The organism is Pseudomonas sp. NPDC089569, from assembly GCF_050280625.1.
Classification (GTDB): Bacteria; Pseudomonadota; Gammaproteobacteria; order Pseudomonadales; family Pseudomonadaceae; genus Aquipseudomonas.
Genome location: NZ_JBNNVQ010000029.1, coordinates 16,957 through 34,333 on the forward strand (window position 1 = coordinate 16,957; position 17,377 = coordinate 34,333).

Below are 17,377 nucleotides of genomic sequence, written 5' to 3' on the forward strand. Positions count from 1 at the left end.
CAAGCTCGCGATGGTCGTCAACGATAACGTTGGTTGCCTGATACTCCGCGGTGTTCCGGCATTCATCGCGAGCATGCTCGCTCCTACAACAGGGCAGGGGGTCAGTCGATCCCGACAAAGCCGCCGGTCTGGTGCTGCCACAGCCGCGCATACAAGCCACCCAGGGCGAGCAATTCGGCATGGCTGCCGGTTTCGGCGATCTTGCCGTTCTCCAGCACCACCAGGCGGTCCATCCGCGCAATGGTCGAGAGACGGTGGGCGATGGCGATCACCGTCTTGCCCTGCATCAGTGTTTCCAGGCTTTCCTGGATGGCCGCTTCGACCTCCGAGTCCAGGGCCGAGGTGGCTTCGTCCATGATCAGGATCGGCGCGTCCTTGAGCAGGACGCGGGCAATGGCGATCCGCTGGCGCTGGCCGCCGGATAGCTTCACTCCGCGCTCACCGACATGGGCATCGAAACCGGTGCGGCCTTCGGCGTCCGACAGCGCGGGAATGAAGCCATCGGCCCGCGCCTTGTGCACCGCTTCCCAGAGTTCGGTATCGCTGGCGTCGGGTTTGCCGTACAGCAGATTGTCGCGGATCGAACGATGCAGCAGAGAGGTGTCCTGGGTGATCATGCCAATGCGTTCGCGCAGGCTTTCCTGGCTGACGTCGGCGATGTTCTGTCCATCGATGAGGATCTTGCCGCCTTCCACGTCGTAAAGACGCAGCAGCAGATTCACCAGCGTCGACTTGCCGGCACCGGAAGGGCCGATCAGGCCGATTTTTTCGCCGGGTTTGATGGTCAGGCTGAGGCCGCCGATGATCCCGCTCTGCTTGCCGTAATGGAAGTCCACGTTCTCGAAGCGCACCTCGCCACGGGCCACGGTCAAGGGTTTGGCCTGGTCGCGGTCGGTCACGCTGACCGGTTGCGAGATGCTCTGCAAACCGTCTTGGACCATGCCGATGTTTTCGAAAATACCGGTGACCACCCACATGATCCAGCCGGACATGTTGACGATGCGGATCACCAGCCCGGTGGCCAGGGCGATTGCGCCAACGGTGATCAGCGACTGGGTCCACAGCCAGAGGGCCAGCCCGGTGGTGCAGACGATCAGCAAGCCGTTCATGCTGGTGATGACCACATCCATGCTGGTGACGACACGTCCGGCCAGCTGGGCTTTTTCGTTTGATTCCTTGATGGCTTCGCGGGCGTATTGCTGCTCGAAGTGGGTGTGCGCAAAGAGTTTGAGGGTGGTGATGTTGGTATAGCCATCGACGATTCGCCCCATGAGTTTGGAGCGGGCATCGGAGGCGACCACCGAACGGTCCTTGACCCGTGGCACGAAGTAGTAAAGGGCGCTGATGAAGGCCACGATCCAGGTCAACAGGGGGATCATCAGGCGCCAGTCGGCTTCGGCGAACAACACCAGTGAACTGATGGCGTAGATCAGCACATGCCATAGTGCGTCCACCGCCTGCACGGCGGAGTCGCGCAGGGAGTTGCCGGTTTGCATGATGCGTTGGGCGATGCGCCCGGCGAAGTCGTTCTGGAAAAAGTTCAGGCTCTGCTTGAGCACGTAACTGTGGTTCTGCCAGCGGATCAGGCTGGTCATGCTGGGGCTCAGGGTCTGGTGCACCAGCAGGTCGTGCAGGCCGACGAACACCGGGCGCAGGATCAGCGCCACCACGACCATCCAGGTCAGTTCCAGGCCATGTTCCTTGAAGAAATCGACATTTGGCGTGCCTTGGGCCAGATCGATGATGCGGCTCAGGTAGCTGAACAACGCCACTTCGATCAAGGCGGCGAACAGGCCGACGATCAGCAGGGCGGCGAAGCTTGGCCAGACCTGCTTGAGGTAATAGGTATAGAAGGGCAGGACGCGGTCCGGCGGAGCGGCGGTCGGGGCGTCGCGGAAGATGTCGATCAGTTTTTCGAAACGGCGATAAAGCATCGGTTTTCCACCCGCGAACGGGCACTCCCTTTAATTTATTGAGCGTTGCCGGACACAGCCGGCAAACGCTCGGACATCCTTGTCCAGCTTAGTCTCAGTCGATGCGCTTGGCCGACTTGATGAACACCGGGTCGGCCGGTACGTCCTTCATGCCACTACGGACAGTAGTTGGCGAATTGACGATGATGTCGACCACGTCCATGCCTTTGACCACTTTTCCGAACACTGCGTAGCCGTCACCCTGATCCAGGAAATCGTTGTCCTTGACGTTGATGAAGAACTGACTGGTGGCCGAATCCGGTACCGACGTGCGAGCCATGGACAAGGTGCCGCGAACGTTATGCAGGCCGTTTTTCGATTCGTTCTTGATCGGCGCCTTGGTGTCCTTTTGCTGCATGGTCTGCGTGAACCCGCCGCCCTGGATCATGAAGCCCGGAATTACGCGGTGAAAAATCGTGTTGTTGTAGAAGCCGCTGTCCACGTACTCCAGGAAGTTCTTGGTACTGATCGGGGCCTTGACCGGGTCCAGTTCGATTTCGATCTGGCCGTTGGTGGTTTCCAGCAGGACATGCGGTGCCTTGGCGGCATCGGTAGCGGCCATCAGGTTGGCGGCAAACAGTACGGAGCCAGCGGCGAGGGCAATTTTTTTCAGCATGGGTCAGTGATCCTGAGTGGTGGTGTCGACTGCGTCGAGAAACTCTAGCAGTGTCTGGTTGAAGTGTTCAGGCTGGTCCAGCGGGGTGGCATGTCGGGAGTCGGCGATCACGCTCAGCCGCGCATTGGGCAGCAGTTTTACGTAGTTTTCCTTCAGTGCGACCGGCGTGTAGTCACGGTCGGCGCTGACGATGAGGGTTGGACAGGACACCTTCGACAGTCGTTCCTGGACGCCCCAACCGACAATGGCGTCGAAGCTGGCGAGATAAGCATGTTTGTCGTTTTTTGCCCAGCGCTCGGCCATTTTTTGTCGCAAATCCGCTTGCTCGGGTTTGGGAAACAGTTTGCCGCCCAGTGCCTTGCCGATGGTGCGAAGGCTGAGCATGCGCATCAGGCTCCAGCGTTTGAACCACTGCCAGTAGTCGTCGCGGCTGCGCAGTTTGACCTCTGGCGCACTATTGACGATGCACAGGCTCTTGAGCATTTGCGGCTGATCCACGCCCAATTGAAAGCCGATCATGCCGCCCATGGACAAGCCCACATAATGTGCCTGGCCCAGCTTCAAATGCTCCATCAGCGCAACCAGATCGGCACTGAAACCGGCGATGCTGTAGCGTTCTCGAGGTTTGTCGGAGCGACCGTGGCCGCGCACGTCGGGGACGATCACCCGGTAGCGGGTGGCCAGCACCGGGATCTGTTTTTCCCAGTCCAGGGTGCTGGAACCCAGGCCGTGGACCAGCAGCAACGGCGTGCCGTGGCCATATTCCTCATAGTGCAGGTTGCAACCTTCGTGTTCGAAATAGGCCATGGATACACTCCGTGTCAGGCTTGTTCAGGGGCGGCGAAAGGTGCGTCCAGCGGCGCGGTATCGAACGTGCGCAGCAGCTCGACGAGGATCTGCGTCGCCGGGCCCAGGGGTTTGTCCTTGTTCGAGTACAGGTAGAAGCTGGGGTTACGGCTGCCACCCTGGTCCAAAGGTAGCAGCTTGAGCGTGCCTTCCCGCAGTTCCCGTTCGATCATGTGCCTTGGCAGCCAGGCGAAGCCCAAGCCGCTGCCGACGAAGGTGGCGGCGGTGGCCAGGCTGCCGACGGTCCAGCGTTGTTCGGCGCCGAGCCAGCCGACGTCCCGTGGTTGCTGGCGGCCGGAGTCGCGGATAACCACCTGCAACTGGCTTTCCAGGTCCTGGAAACTCAGTTCCCGATTCAGACGATGCAAGGAGTGTTCGGGGTGCGCGACCGCGACAAATTCGACATCGCTCAATTCCGCGCCCAGATAACCGGGAATGCTGAAACCGCTGATGGCCAGGTCTGCCACGCCTTCGAGCAACACTTCTTCCACACCCGACAACACTTCCTCGCGCAAGCGTACCCGGCAGCCACGGCTTTGCGGCATGAACGCCGTCAGGGCGCGGACAAGACGGGCGCTGGGATAGGCGGCGTCGACCACCAGGCGCACTTCGGCTTCCCAGCCCTGTTCCATATGGTGGGCCAGGTCTTCCAGCTGGCTGGCCTGTTTTACCAATTGCCGGGAACGGCGCAGCAGCACGCCGCCGGCTTCGGTCAGCACCGCCTTGCGCCCGTCGATGCGCAGCAGCGGCACGCCGAGTTGATCCTGCATGCGTGCCACGGTGTAACTGACTGACGATTGCGAGCGGTGCAGCGCTTCGGCGGCCTGGGCGAAACCACCGTGGTCGACCACGGCCTGAAGCGTTCGCCACTGATCAAGCGTCACGCGGGGCGCTTTCATGATGAGCTCCTCTTGTCCTAAGCTGGCAGCCCCAATTGGAGTCTGCTGAATGAAAAAAATCTGTTGTGTGGTGCTGGCGATATTGCCGCTGACGGCGTTTGCTTACCCGATCGACGTAGAGAAAGACCTCAACGGCTTGAAGATCGACTACAACACCTACGATACGGATAACGACATCGGCTCCATTCAGGTGAACAACTACGGTGACGTCGATGCGTCCTGCAAGGCTGTTTTCAGCAATGGCCCGGAGGCGCCACGCACCCGCAGAGTCGACGTGCCCGCTGGTAAACACAAAACGGTCACCGCCAAGTTCAGCCGCAGCATTATCAAGCTGCGCATCAACCTGAGCTGCACCGCAAAATAACTGTAGGAGCGAGCATGCTCGCGAGGCGGTGGGTCAGTAACAGTGATATCGATTGACACGACGCTTCGCGAGCAGGCTCGCTCCCACAAGAGCAAGCCCTGCTTATAAACGAATTTCTTGATGGGTTATAGCAGTTATTTGCGCTTTTTCATCGATATGACTCTGTTTAACCTTCACTCCATCGACTTACAGCATTCTCAGATGGAGGCTACATCCCATGTCCCGCGTTCTGATCATCGAAAGCAGTGCCCGTCAGCAAGACTCGGTTTCCCGCCAACTGACCCAGACTTTCATCAATCAATGGAAGGCCGCACACCCCAACGACCAGATCACCGTTCGTGACCTGGCCGTCAATCCGGTGCCACACCTGGACATCAATCTGTTGGGCGGCTGGATGAAGCCTGCCGATCAGCGCAGCGACATCGAACAGCTTTCTCTGGAGCGCTCCAACCAGTTGACCGATGAACTGCTGGCCGCCGACGTACTGGTGATGGCCGCGCCGATGTACAACTTCGCTATCCCCAGCACCCTCAAGGCCTGGCTCGACCATGTCCTGCGTGCCGGTGTGACTTTCAAGTACACCGAAACCGGCCCGCAGGGGCTGCTCAGCGGCAAACGCGCCTATGTGCTGACCGCCCGTGGCGGGATCTATGCCGGCAGCAGCGCGGACCATCAGGAACCGTACCTGCGTCAGGTCATGGGCTTCATCGGTATCCACGACGTGACGTTCATTCACGCCGAAGGCATGAACCTGGGGGGCGACTTCCAGGAGAAGGGCCTGAACCAGGCGAACGCCAGGCTTTCGCAGGTGGCCTGAGGGTTAATCGCCAGATAATCGCTGGATGTTCAAGTGACCTGGCGCAACCCTTCAAGCCTGCACGCGCATCGAACCTCCCTTTGCACTTGTTGCTCCTGAGTGCTGTAGCCCGATCGAACGCTTTAGCGAGATCGGGCTTTTTTTTGCCTGCAATCAGCTAATCACCTGGAAACCCTGTGGGAGCGAGCCTGCTCGCGAAAGCGGTGTGCCAGTCAAATCAGTATCGACTGCAAGGCCCCTTCGCGAGCAGGCTCGCTCCCACAGGGTTTTTGCAGTGATTGGCAGTTCGCGATCAACGTCAAAACCCGCTATCGTCGCCGCCATTCGAAATCGAGGCGAACATGGGCTATCTACTTTTTGTCACGCTGATCCAGGCGTTTTCCTTCAGTCTGATCGGCGAGTACCTGGCCGGTCATGTCGACAGCTACTTCGCGGTGCTGGTGCGCGTATTGCTGGCGGGGCTGGTGTTCATTCCGCTGACACGCTGGCGCTCGGTGGAGCCGGCCTTCATGCGCGGCATGCTGCTGATCGGCGCCTTGCAGTTCGGTGTGACTTACGTCTGCCTGTACTTGAGCTTCCGTGTACTGACGGTGCCGGAAGTCTTGCTGTTCACCATTCTCACGCCCTTGCATGTGACGCTGATTGAAGATGCGCTGAATCGCCGTTTCAATCCCTGGGCCTTGATCGCGGCACTGGTGGCGGTGGCAGGCGCGGCGGTGATCCGTTATGACCGGATCAACCCGGACTTCTTCATGGGGTTCCTGCTGCTGCAACTGGCCAACTTCACCTATGCGGCCGGACAGGTGCTCTACAAGCATCTGGTGGCGCGCCATCCCAGCGACCTGCCGCATTACCGGCGCTTTGGCTATTTCTACCTGGGCGCACTGGCGGTGGCATTGCCGGCGTTCCTGCTGTTCGGCAAGCAGAACTTCTTGCCCGAAGCGCCGTTGCAATGGGGTGTGCTGGTGTTCCTCGGCCTGATCTCGACGGCGCTGGGGCTGTACTGGTGGAACAAAGGCGCCTGCCTGGTCAATGGTGGAACACTGGCCGTGATGAACAACCTGCATGTACCGGTGGGACTGCTGATCAATCTGTTGATCTGGAACCAGCATGAGGAACTGGGGCGGCTGGTGCTCGGTGGCAGCGTGATTTTGCTGGCGGTATGGATCAGTCGGTTGGGCGTACGCAGGCCCCTGACCGTTCACTGACAGCGGCAATGAATTTGCCGCGTCATGCCTTGAAGGGCCAAAGCTGTCAGGGATTTTAAGATGCGGCGAAAAGCCTGTGAGCAGGGCAGACGTAACCTAGTCATCGCTGAACAACGATGACCCGGTGGGTCCCAACCAATCGCAGGATATTCAAATGAAAAAGACGATCGAAGGTATGATTCTGGCCTCCTTGCTGGTGAGTTCGCTGGCCGCTTTTGCCGACAGCGGTGGCGACATCGTCGCCGCCCGCGCCGATGAAGCGACCCAGAAAACCATGGAGCATTATCGCCAGGAAATTAAAGAGCGCGCGGCGATGGCTGCTTCATCGCACAAGGCAGAACAGCCCGGTGCCGATCAGGACCAGGGTCACAGTTGAGCGCCGTAAAGCGGTGCCGAGGGAGCCGAAGCCATAAGGCCCGGCTCCTCGATGATCAACCGATCAGCTCGGCCCCGCTGATTCTGATGATGCAGCCAGGCCTGGCATCGTCGACTTCCAGTTTCAGGTCGTGGAGTCGGCTGACGGCCGCCACCAGGCTCAGTCCAAGGCCATTGCCAACCGTGTGACGGCTGCTTTCGGAGCGATACAGGCGACGGAACACGGCATCGCGCTCTGCCTCGGGAATCCCCGGGCCCTGGTCGGCAACCGTCAGCGTCACTCTTCTCTCGGCTTCGCTCACCTGGACCGTCACTGTTGAATGATCGGGTGAAAACTTGATGGCGTTATCGAGCAGGTTGCAGGTGGCGTCGAACAGAAGCTGGGGATCGCCGGCTATCGTGGCCGGTCGCGTGCTTTCGATCATCTGGACCGTTATGCCGCGCTCCTCCGCGAGCGGTTCGAACAGCTCCACCGCATCCCAACCAATCCGGTTCAGATCCACCGCCGCGAAATGGCTGCGGCGAACGCTATCCTCGATTTCCGATATCCGTAGCAATGCCCTGAAGGTAGAGAGCAATCCCTTGGCATCGTCGAGCGCCGCGTCCAGCGTCTGTGCATATTCTTCTGCTTGAAGACCTCGGCGTTGCGCGCGTTCGAGCCTGGCGATCAGGCGGGTGAGCGGGGTTCTGAGGTCGTGGGCAATATCATCGCAAACCCCCTTGACTTCACTCATGAGCCGTTCGAGCTCGTCGAGCATTCCGTTGACGACGGTGGCAATCCGGTCGATGTCGTCGTAGCTGCCTTTGACCGGCAGCCGCCGGCTCAGGTCGCCTTCGACAATCCGCTTGATGGCCTCGCTCAAGGCATTGAGCCGAACACGTGTGGAGTTTCCGAGCCAGAACGCCCCCACCAGGCCCACCAGCAAAAACACTATCCCGCCGGAGACCAGGGCGTGTACCAGCAGTTCGTCGAACTCCAGCAGGTCATAAACGTCCTGGGCGACGACCAGCAGCGTGCCGTCTTCCAATCGGTGTTTGATGAAGCGGATCGGACGATGCCCGCCGCCGGGTTTGTCCCAGCGGAATTCCCGAGGAATGTCGAATTTCTCACCGGGCGGCAATGCTTGCAGCGCGCCTGCAAGCACGCTGCCGTCCTCGGCGAAAAGGGTGTGGGGGACTCGCCCTTCGTGATCCTGGTCAGCGTGTTTGCGTATTTCCTGCAGGCGCAAGGCCGCAGGCTGGCCAGTACGGCTGTCCACCTGCCGGTAGAGGTTGGCGTCGACCTCCTGCTTGAGATAGATCGCGGTTTTCCAATAGGTGTAGCCGGACAATCCGGAAAACGACACGCCGAAAAGCGCCAGGAATACCAGCCCGACCCTGAACCCGCTGGTGCGCGGAATGTCACTGAGGCGTACGGAGGACATAGCCTGCTCCCCGAATCGTCTGAAGCAGCGGGGTCTCGCCTTCAGCATCCAGTTTTCGCCGAAGCCGGCCGATGTGAACCTCGATGACATTGGTTCGCTCGTCGTAGGCGTAATCCCAGACGGCTTCGAACAACATGGTGCGGGTCACCATTTCGTCTGCATGCTCGGCCAGGTAATGGAGCAGGGCATACTCCCTGGGCAACAGGGTGATTTTGCGCTCACCTCGTTGAACGGTTCGGCGCAATTGGTCGATGACCAGGTCGCCTATCTTCAACTGATTGTTCTGCTCGACAGGGCGCTGAGCCTGGCCACGGCGCAGCAGGGCGTCCAGGCGTGCCGTCAGCTCAATGAACTCGAACGGTTTGGTCAGGTAGTCATCACCTCCGGCTTGCAACCCGCGAACGCGTTCGTCAAGCGAGCCCAGGGCACTGAGGACCAGAACGGGGGTGGTGTTTCCGGCGGCGCGAATGGAGGTCAGGACGCCCAGGCCATCGACCTGCGGCAGCATGCGGTCGAGTACGATGAGGTCGAAACCGCTACTCAGGGCCTTGATGATTCCTTCTCGTCCATCGCTGGCGAGCGTGACCTTGAATCCATGGTCTTGCAGGGCCGCTTCGATCTCGCTGGCAGTTGCCGTGTCGTCTTCGACGACCAATACATGGGTCATGACTTTCTCTCGTTGGGACGTTGCGCACTATCACGCCGGATTCACATCCGCCAGGGCATAGTGTGACGCTGCGTGGGGAACACCAAGGTCGCCGCTCGCTAAACTAAAGTTTATCTGCTTCAGGGAAGTGAGAAATGCGAATACTGATCGTGGAAGATGATGCGGTGGCGGCCAACTATCTGCAGCGGGGCCTGGCTGAAACCGGTCATGTTGCGGACATTGCCGATAACGGGGTCCTGGGGCTGGACATGGCCCGGGAAGGCATCTACGACGCCATGATTGTCGACCGCAAACTGCCAGGGCTCGATGGTCTGGAACTGGTGCGCCGGCTTCGCCGCGAGGGCGAGTACCTGCCGGTCCTGATGTGCAGCGCGCTGGCCAGCACCGAGCAGCGAGTCGAAGGGTTGCAGGCCGGATGCGATGACTACCTCACCAAACCCTATGCCTTTGTCGAGGTGCTCGCCCGCCTCAATGCGTTGTTGCGTACAGCGGGCCTGACGCCCGCCCCGGGGGAGTCGTTGAGCGTGCCGGGGCTGGAGCTGGACTGCGGTACGCGACAAGCCCGGCGCGGCAGCAGGGTTGTCCAGTTGCAGTACCGGGAGACCTTGTTGCTGGCCAAATTGATGCGCCACAGTGGTCAACTGGTGACCCGCGACATGCTGCTCGAAAGCGCCTGGGACTACCATTTCGACCCTAACGATAACGTCATCGACAAACACATCTACCGGTTGCGTCGAAAGCTGGATGAAGGTTTCGAGCATTCCCTGATTCGAACCATCACCGGCGCCGGCTACATCCTGGAGGGTGAAGGTCAGGTGGCTAGCTAACATTTAGTTTATTTTCTGGCGAACGGCCTGCCAGAGAGCGCTGCGTACCTTGTTGTTCATAGACGGACAACTGACCCATCCGGGTCTGACGGAGACGCTTTCCCATGCCTTTCGCGTTGCGGGCCAACCGCTCGCTTTTCCCTATTTTGCGAGCACTGTCATGCGGCGCCCTGCTGTCGCTTGCCGGCTGCTCGTTTGTCCCTGCCTTCAATGCGCCGGTCGATCCGGGGGCGGCCCGGTGGGCTGGCGACGAAAGTGCACAGCACTCGCTGGCGCGAGGTGGCCAATGGTGGAAGGAATTCCACGACCCCGAACTCGACGAGCTGATTCAACGAGGGTTGCACGGCAATTACACGCTGGCCGCCGCCGTCGAGCGCGTCCATCAGGCACAAGGCAGTGCGGTCGCCGCCGGGGCCGCGCGGTTTCCGCAGTTCAGCCTGGATGGCAACTTCCAGCGCCAGAACAACTACTCCACGACGGCGAAGGGGAGTCTGTCGGTTGGCGCCACTTACGAGATCGATTTCTGGGGCAAGAACAAGGCCACGGCAGACTCCGCCGGGGAGCTGGTAGACGCCAGTGCCTTCGACGCGCAGACAGTGCGAATGACGCTGGCTGCCAACATCGCCAGTACCTATTTCCAGGTGCTGTCGCTGGATGAACGAATCAAGCTCGCACAAGCGATTGCCAACGATGCACAGCAGGTGCTCGACCTGGTTCAGGTCCAGGCCAATCTTGGCGCGGCCTCCGATCTTGAGGTCGCACAGCAACGCAATACCCTGCAAACCTTCCAGGCCGCCGTACCGACCCTGCAGCAGCAACGAGACCAATCGCTGTACCAACTCGCCGTACTGGTCGGCGCCCCTGCACAAGGTTTTTCCATACAGAGTGCCCAGTTGGACAAAGTCGTCGCGCCCGTTCCCGCGACGGGCCTGCCGATGGATCTGCTCTCCCAGCGACCGGATATCCAGGCTGCCGAAGCCCGTTTGAAGTCAGCCAATTTTGATATCGGCGCGGCGCGGGCGGCCTTTCTGCCCAACCTCTCGCTGAACCTGCTGGGCGGGGTGGACACCCTGGGCGGCGGCACGTTGTGGAGTGCTGTGGGAACACTCGGTCAGCCGTTGTTTTCCGGCGGATTGCTCACGGGGCAGCTGACCGTGGCGAAATCCCGTGCCCAGGAAATGCTGGCGACCTACCGGGAGCTCTGGATTGAAGCCCTTCAAGACGTACAGACCCAGATCAGCGCCACGCAGCAATTGGACAAGAGCTACTCGCTCAATGCCTCGGCCGTGGCCTCGGCGCGCGAAGCCTCCCATCTGGCGCAGGTGCGCTACCGGCTTGGCTCCACAGACTTCCAGACACTGTTGATTGCCCAGCGTACCCAGTTCCAGGCCGAGGACACGCTGCTGCAGGTCCGCTTGCAGCACATTCAGGCGGCGGTCGGATTGTTCAGGGCGCTGGGCGGGGATTTCGAACGATCGTCAGCGAACGTTATGGCCAACAACACCCAGGTGCCGCTCGCTCAAAAAATGGAGGCAACACGATGAGCTTCAACATGAATCCGTCCCGTATGCGTCGACGCCTGGGGCTGACGGCTGTCGGCTTCGCAGCGTTGGTGACAGGGTTTGTCTGCTACGAAAAACCTGCACCCGCCGCCGCTCGACCGGTGGCCGTGTCAGCGTCCGTGCCTGTGCAGACGGCCCTGGTCACGCAACGCAATATGCCGGTCTGGCTGTCGTCGATCGGCAATGTTCAGGCACTCAACACGGTGAATGTTCGTGTGCGTGCGGACGGTGAACTGACCGATATCCATTTTGAAGAAGGGCAGACGGTGAAAGCCAACGCCCTGTTGGCCTCGATCGATTCCAGAACCTACAAAGCCCAACTGGCGCAGGCAGAAGCGGTGGTCGCACGCGACCAGGCGCAACTGACCAACCTGAAAGTCAATCTTGACCGGGCCAGGAAACTGGCCGAGGCCAAGGCTGGCCCGACACAGGATGTCGACACCTATCAGGCGCAACTGGCGGCGCAACAGGCGACTCTTCGCGCCGATCAGGCATCACTGGACAGCGCACGATTGCAGCTTTCCTTTACCGAGATTCGGGCGCCATTCGCAGGCCGAACGGGCCAGCGCCAACTGGACGTCGGCTCGATCGTCCATGGCAGCGAGGCAACGGGGCTGGTCACACTGACGCAGATGGACCCTATCTCGGTCTCGTTCTCGGTGTCCCAGGACGAGTTGCCCGCCATCCTCGAACATCAGGCAACGGCGCCGTTGGAGGTCGTCGCCATGAGCCGTGACGGGCAGCAGGAAATCGCCCGCGGCAAACTCGCGTTCATCGACAGTCAGGTGGCGACGGCCAGCGGACAGGTCCTGCTCAAGGCCCGATTCGACAATGCGGGTCAGCGGCTGTGGCCTGGCCAACTGGTCAGTACCCGCCTGCTGGTCGACACCCGGCAAGGCGCCACCGTCGTACCCGCCAGTGCAGTGCAAATGGGGCGGGAGGGTAACTATGTGTACGTGGTCAACGACCAGCAACGGGTCGAGACCCGCCAGGTCGATGCATCGAACGTGGTCGTTGCCGGTGAGCAATGGGTCCGCGACGGCGTGACCCTCGGTGAAAAAGTGATTACCCAGGGCCAGTCAAGGGTTGCGCCGGGGATGAAGGTTGTCGAGGCCGGGCAGCAAACGGTCGCGGCGACGGAGGCCCGGCCATGAAGTTTTTACTGGGATTGATTCCCCGGCGCGTGGGCCTGAGCGTCCTCGCCGTGGCCGTTCTGTTGCTGGGTACGGCGGCCTATTTCAGATTGCCGGTGGCGGCGCTTCCGACCGTCGACTTCCCGACGATCCAGGTGACGGCCGTGCTATCCGGCGCCAACGCCGAGACCATGGCTACTTCGGTCGCGACGCCTTTGGAAAGGGCTTTTGCAACGGTGCCGCAGGTCACCTCGATGACCTCGACCAATGCCGCCGGCAAGACACAGATCGTGTTGCAGTTCGATTTGGCGCGGGACATCGATGGTGCGGCCCAGGACGTCCAGGCGGCGATCAACACGGCATCGTCCAACCTGCCGACGACCATGACGACACGTCCGACGCTCAACAAGGTCAATCCGTCGGAGGCAACCGTTCTGTCGATCGCGCTGACGTCCCCGGTGCGTACCTTGCCGGAGCTGGACCGTTACGTTGACAACTACATTGCGCAGCAGCTTTCGCAGATCCCGGGTGTCGGGATGATTGACTTCCATGGCGAACAGAAACCGGCGGTTCGGGTGCGAATCGACCCGGATCGCCTGGCGGCCAGAGGGCTGACCCTGGAGGACGTCCGGTCGATCATCGGGATCAGCACCCTCGATCAGCCGAAGGGAAAACTCGATGGCCCCGCACGTTCCATCAGCCTGGGGGCAACGGATCAGTTGTTGGACGTTCAGCAGTATCGCGACCAGGTCGTTGCGTACCGGAGCGGTGTGCCGATTCGCTTGAGCGATCTCGGCGAGGTCGTTGCCGGCGCGGAGGATACACAACAATTCGCCGCTCTCAATGGTGAGCCGACGGTGATTGCCGATATTCACAAGCAGCCGGGTTACAACGTGCTCGCCACGATTCAAAGCATCAACGCCCGGTTGCCGGCATTGATGGCCCAGTTGCCGGCGGATGTGCAGGTGCATATCGCGGGGGATCGGACGCAAACCATCAAGGCTTCCGTGGATGACGTGCAGTTCACCCTGTTGCTGACGATCGGTCTTGTCGTGCTGGTGATCTTTCTGTTCCTGCGCAACACCGTGGCAACCCTGATCCCGGCGTTGACCATACCCTTGTCGCTGGCGGCAACTTTCGCGGTGATGTATCTGCTCGGGTACAGCCTGGATAACCTGTCGATCATGGGGCTGGCGATCGCGGTCGGTTTCGTCGTCGACGATGCCATCGTCATGATGGAGAACATTGTCCGTCACCTGGAGCTTGGCAAATCCCGTCAACAGGCGGCGCTTGACGGTCTGGCCGAAGTCGCGATGACGATTGTGTCCATGACCGTTTCATTGATTGCCGTGTTTCTTCCCATCCTGCTCATGAGCGGCATTGTCGGCAGGCTGATGAGTGAGTTTGCGGTCACGGTGAGCGTTGCTGTCGCCGTCTCCTGTGTAATCTCGCTTACCGTGACGCCCATGCTCTGCGCGTGGTTGCTCAAGCCGCATGCCCACGATTTGCCGCAAGGGCGTTTCGCCAGTGTGTGCGAGGCGTGCTTCGAGGCCATCGAGCGCGGCTACCGACAGTCGCTGGATTGGGTCTTGAATCACCAGCGCATCGCCCTGGCGGTCATGTTGACGACCGTGGTGGCCACAGGCGTGCTGTTCAGCAGCATTCCCAAGGGATTCTTTCCGGAGCAGGACACGGGGATGATCACCGCCATTGCCGAAGCGGCGCCGGACACGTCCCCGGCAACCATGCGGGAAAAGGTGGGCATGCTGGCGGAGATCGTGCGCCAGGATCCGGCCGTCGACAAAGTCTATTACTGGGTAGGGCCGAACCCGACGGTCAGCCAGGCCAAAATGGCCATCAGCCTGAAGCCGTTCGAGGCGCGCAAGGATTCAGCACGACAGGTCATCAACCGGCTGCAGGCGCCATTGGGCAAAATCCCCGGTATCCGGCTGTTCATGCAACCCAACCAGGATCTCCAGTTCGGCGGGCGGGCCAGCAAGACCCAGTACCAATACACCTTGCAGGACTCCAACTCCGCCGAGCTCGATCAATGGGCGGGAAAGCTGCTCAAGGAAATGCAGAAGCTTTCGCAGTTGCAACACGTCACCTCCGATCAGCAGCAGGGTATGGCGCAGGCCACACTGGTCATCGACCGGGCATCGGCGGCACGTCTGGGTGTGACCGTGAGTTCGATTGACGATGTGCTGTATGACGCCTTTGGGCAGCGGCAGATTGCGACGATGTTCACGCAGCTCGATCAGAACCACGTGATACTCGAGCTCGATCCTCGCTGGCAGGCGTCGCTGTCGACGCTTGAACACCTGTATGTCCGTTCAAACAGCGGCGATCGGGTGCCATTGAACATGCTGGCTCAGGTCAGGCAGGAACTGGTGCCGGTGGTCATCAACCATCAGGGCGTGTTTCCCTCCATAACGCTGTCGTTCGACCTGGCGCCGGGCATGGCGCTCAGTGATGCCGTCGATGCCGTCAACCAGGCGGCTGCGCGGGTGGGGATGCCGGACACTGTTCAGGGGACTTTCCAGGGCACGGCCCAGGCGTTTCAGGATGCAATGAAATCCCAACCGTGGCTCATTCTGGCGGCCATCCTGACCGTCTATGTGATCCTGGCCTTGCTCTATGAAAACGCCATCCACCCGCTGACGATCATCTCGACGTTGCCGTCTGCGGGATTCGGAGCCTTGATCGCGCTGTGGTTGAGCGGCATGGATCTTTCGATATTGGCGATGATCGGCATCATTCTGCTGATCGGTATCGTGAAAAAGAACGCGATCATGATTGTGGACTTCACGCTCGACGCCCGTGGTCGCGGGCTTGAACCGGCAGAAGCGGTCAGAGAGGCATGCCTGCTACGGCTGCGGCCAATCCTGATGACTTCGCTGGCTGCCGTATTGGGTGCCGTTCCGCTGGCATTCGGCCATGGTGCAGGGGCGGAGCTGCGCCAGCCCCTGGGTATTGCCATCGTGGGCGGGTTGATGGTCTCGCTGGTGCTGACGCTTTATTCGACGCCGGTCATTTATCTCTGGTTCGAGCGGCTGCAACAGTCCTTGGGCGGGAACAGACATCCTGCACCGGAGGCCGAGGGCGGAACTGTGTAAATGCTGCGTGTTACGCAGGAGCGCTGGCCTGCAACGCCTGCAAGCCGCTTTTTGCCGGGTTTGCAGGCCGTTCAGGCAAAAAAAAGCCAATGTTTACTGCCGATTGCATAAAGAAACTCGGCCTTGGCGCTCGAAACCGGTAACCTATGCAGCTGATTTTTTGCATATCTTCGAGGTAGCACCCGTGTTTTCCCAATTCGCCCTGCACGAACGCCTGCTCAAAGCCGTGGCCGAGCTGAAATTTGTCGAGCCAACGCCTGTGCAAGCAGCGGCCATTCCGCTGGCGCTCCAGGGGCGTGACCTGCGGGTGACGGCGCAAACCGGCAGCGGCAAAACCGCTGCGTTCGTTTTGCCGATCCTCAATCGCCTGATCGGCCCGGCCAAGATCCGTGTCAGCATCAAGACCCTGATCCTGCTGCCGACCCGCGAACTGGCCCAACAGACCCTGAAGGAAGTCGAACGTTTCTCGCAGTTCACCTTCATCAAGTCCGGCCTGATCACCGGTGGTGAAGACTTCAAGGTACAGGCCGCGATGTTGCGCAAGGTTCCGGACATCCTGATCGGTACGCCGGGCCGGATGATCGAGCACCTGAACGCCGGCAACCTCGAGTTGAAAGACGTCGAAGTACTGGTGCTCGACGAAGCCGACCGCATGCTGGACATGGGCTTCGCCGACGATGTGCAGCGTCTGGTGGACGAATGCCCGAATCGTCAGCAGACCATGTTGTTCTCGGCCACCACCGGTGGTTCCGGCCTGCGCGAGATGGTCGCCAAGGTCCTGAACAACCCTGAGCACCTGCAGCTGAACGCCGTCAGCCAGTTGAACGAAACCACCCGTCAGCAAATCATCACCGCCGACCACAACCAGCACAAAGAGCAGATCGTGAACTGGCTGCTGGCCAACGAGACTTACCAGAAGGCCATTATCTTCACCAACACGCGGGTCATGGCCGACCGTATCTACGGCCGTCTGGTGGCTCAGGAATACAAGGCGTTCGTGCTGCACGGCGAGAAAGACCAGAAGGATCGCAAACTGGCCATCGACCGCTTGAAGCAGGGCGGCGTGAAAATCCTCGTGGCCACCGACGTCGCCGCTCGTGGCCTGGATGTGGATGGCCTGGACCTAGTGATCAACTTCGATATGCCACGCAGTGGCGACGAATACGTGCACCGCATCGGTCGTACCGGTCGTGCCGGCAATGATGGCCTGGCCATCTCGCTGATCTGCCATGGCGACTGGAACCTGATGTCGAGCATCGAGCGCTACCTCAAGCAGAGTTTCGAGCGCCGTACCATCAAGGAAGTCAAAGGCACCTACGGCGGACCAAAGAAGGTCAAGGCCTCGGGCAAGGCGGCCGGTACGAAGAAGAAAAAGACCGACGCCAAGGGCGACAAGAAAAAAGCCCTCGCCAAGGCGCCGACCAAGCGCAAGAGCGCCAACCGGCCGAAAAGCGATTCGCTGGTCAGCAAGGACGGCCTGGCGCCGCTCAAGCGCCGCAAGCCGCAACCGGCAGCTGATGAATAAGCGCCCAAGCCTTGTTTAAAAGAAA

15 protein-coding genes are annotated in these 17,377 nt (G+C 60.4%); 9 read left to right on the forward strand and 6 right to left on the reverse strand.

The window, feature by feature from the left end:
- Positions 1–101: 101 nt before the first annotated feature.
- The 4 genes from ACQKP2_RS14250 to ACQKP2_RS14265 all read right to left on the reverse strand — a co-directional run bounded on the left by ACQKP2_RS14250 (position 102) and on the right by ACQKP2_RS14265 (position 4,334).
- A complete protein-coding gene (locus ACQKP2_RS14250; protein WP_427577281.1) occupies positions 102–1,934 on the reverse strand; it encodes an ABC transporter ATP-binding protein in 1,833 nt (610 codons plus the stop codon).
- 94 nt (positions 1,935–2,028) lie between these two features.
- Positions 2,029–2,589, reverse strand: coding sequence for a peptidylprolyl isomerase (locus ACQKP2_RS14255; protein WP_427577282.1), 561 nt, complete (start codon positions 2,587–2,589; stop codon positions 2,029–2,031).
- A 3-nt stretch (positions 2,590–2,592) separates the two neighbouring features.
- Positions 2,593–3,396, reverse strand: a complete 804-nt coding sequence (locus tag ACQKP2_RS14260) for an alpha/beta fold hydrolase (RefSeq protein WP_427577284.1) — start codon at positions 3,394–3,396, stop codon at positions 2,593–2,595.
- Positions 3,397–3,410: 14 nt separating this feature from the next.
- A complete protein-coding gene (locus ACQKP2_RS14265; protein ID WP_427577286.1) occupies positions 3,411–4,334 on the reverse strand; it encodes a LysR family transcriptional regulator in 924 nt (307 codons plus the stop codon).
- 49 nt (positions 4,335–4,383) lie between these two features.
- Here ACQKP2_RS14265 and ACQKP2_RS14270 point away from each other — a divergent pair, with 49 nt between their 5' ends.
- The 4 genes from ACQKP2_RS14270 (at position 4,384) to ACQKP2_RS14285 (ending at position 7,099) form a co-directional block, all read left to right on the forward strand.
- Positions 4,384–4,698, forward strand: coding sequence for a 3-phosphoglycerate kinase (locus tag ACQKP2_RS14270; RefSeq protein WP_427577288.1), 315 nt, complete (start codon positions 4,384–4,386; stop codon positions 4,696–4,698).
- 217 nt (positions 4,699–4,915) lie between these two features.
- Complete coding sequence (locus ACQKP2_RS14275) at positions 4,916–5,515, forward strand: FMN-dependent NADH-azoreductase (protein WP_427577289.1); 600 nt, start codon at positions 4,916–4,918, stop codon at positions 5,513–5,515.
- Between the two features lie 341 nt (positions 5,516–5,856).
- A complete protein-coding gene (locus ACQKP2_RS14280; protein WP_427577291.1) occupies positions 5,857–6,723 on the forward strand; it encodes a carboxylate/amino acid/amine transporter in 867 nt (288 codons plus the stop codon).
- A gap of 154 nt (positions 6,724–6,877) precedes the next feature.
- On the forward strand, positions 6,878–7,099 hold the full coding sequence (locus ACQKP2_RS14285; protein WP_427577293.1) for a co-regulatory protein PtrA N-terminal domain-containing protein: 222 nt from the start codon (positions 6,878–6,880) through the stop codon (positions 7,097–7,099).
- Between the two features lie 55 nt (positions 7,100–7,154).
- Here ACQKP2_RS14285 and ACQKP2_RS14290 read toward each other — a convergent pair whose 3' ends face one another.
- Both ACQKP2_RS14290 and ACQKP2_RS14295 read right to left on the reverse strand, forming a co-directional pair.
- Entirely contained in the window at positions 7,155–8,522 is a 1,368-nt protein-coding gene (locus ACQKP2_RS14290; RefSeq protein WP_427577294.1) for an ATP-binding protein, read from the reverse strand.
- The gene (locus ACQKP2_RS14295; protein WP_427577295.1) at positions 8,500–9,189 is read right to left on the reverse strand and encodes a response regulator transcription factor; all 690 of its coding nucleotides are present in this window, start codon (positions 9,187–9,189) and stop codon (positions 8,500–8,502) included. The genes ACQKP2_RS14290 and ACQKP2_RS14295 overlap by 23 nt, the downstream gene beginning before the upstream one ends.
- A gap of 134 nt (positions 9,190–9,323) precedes the next feature.
- On the opposite strand from ACQKP2_RS14295, the gene ACQKP2_RS14300 reads away from it, so the two are divergent.
- From ACQKP2_RS14300 to ACQKP2_RS14320, 5 genes are all read left to right on the forward strand, one after another.
- Positions 9,324–10,016, forward strand: a complete 693-nt coding sequence (locus ACQKP2_RS14300) for a response regulator transcription factor (protein WP_427577296.1) — start codon at positions 9,324–9,326, stop codon at positions 10,014–10,016.
- A 104-nt stretch (positions 10,017–10,120) separates the two neighbouring features.
- Positions 10,121–11,560, forward strand: coding sequence for an efflux transporter outer membrane subunit (locus ACQKP2_RS14305; protein ID WP_427577297.1), 1,440 nt, complete (start codon positions 10,121–10,123; stop codon positions 11,558–11,560).
- An 8-nt stretch (positions 11,561–11,568) separates the two neighbouring features.
- Positions 11,569–12,732: an efflux RND transporter periplasmic adaptor subunit gene (locus tag ACQKP2_RS14310; RefSeq protein ID WP_427577298.1), complete on the forward strand. Its 1,164-nt coding sequence runs from the start codon at positions 11,569–11,571 to the stop codon at positions 12,730–12,732.
- Positions 12,729–15,827 (forward strand): efflux RND transporter permease subunit, encoded by a 3,099-nt coding sequence (locus ACQKP2_RS14315; RefSeq protein WP_427577299.1) that lies wholly within the window; start codon positions 12,729–12,731, stop codon positions 15,825–15,827. The genes ACQKP2_RS14310 and ACQKP2_RS14315 overlap by 4 nt, the downstream gene beginning before the upstream one ends.
- Before the next feature lie 184 nt (positions 15,828–16,011).
- Complete coding sequence (locus tag ACQKP2_RS14320; RefSeq protein ID WP_427577300.1) at positions 16,012–17,352, forward strand: DEAD/DEAH box helicase; 1,341 nt, start codon at positions 16,012–16,014, stop codon at positions 17,350–17,352.
- Positions 17,353–17,377 lie beyond the last annotated feature (25 nt).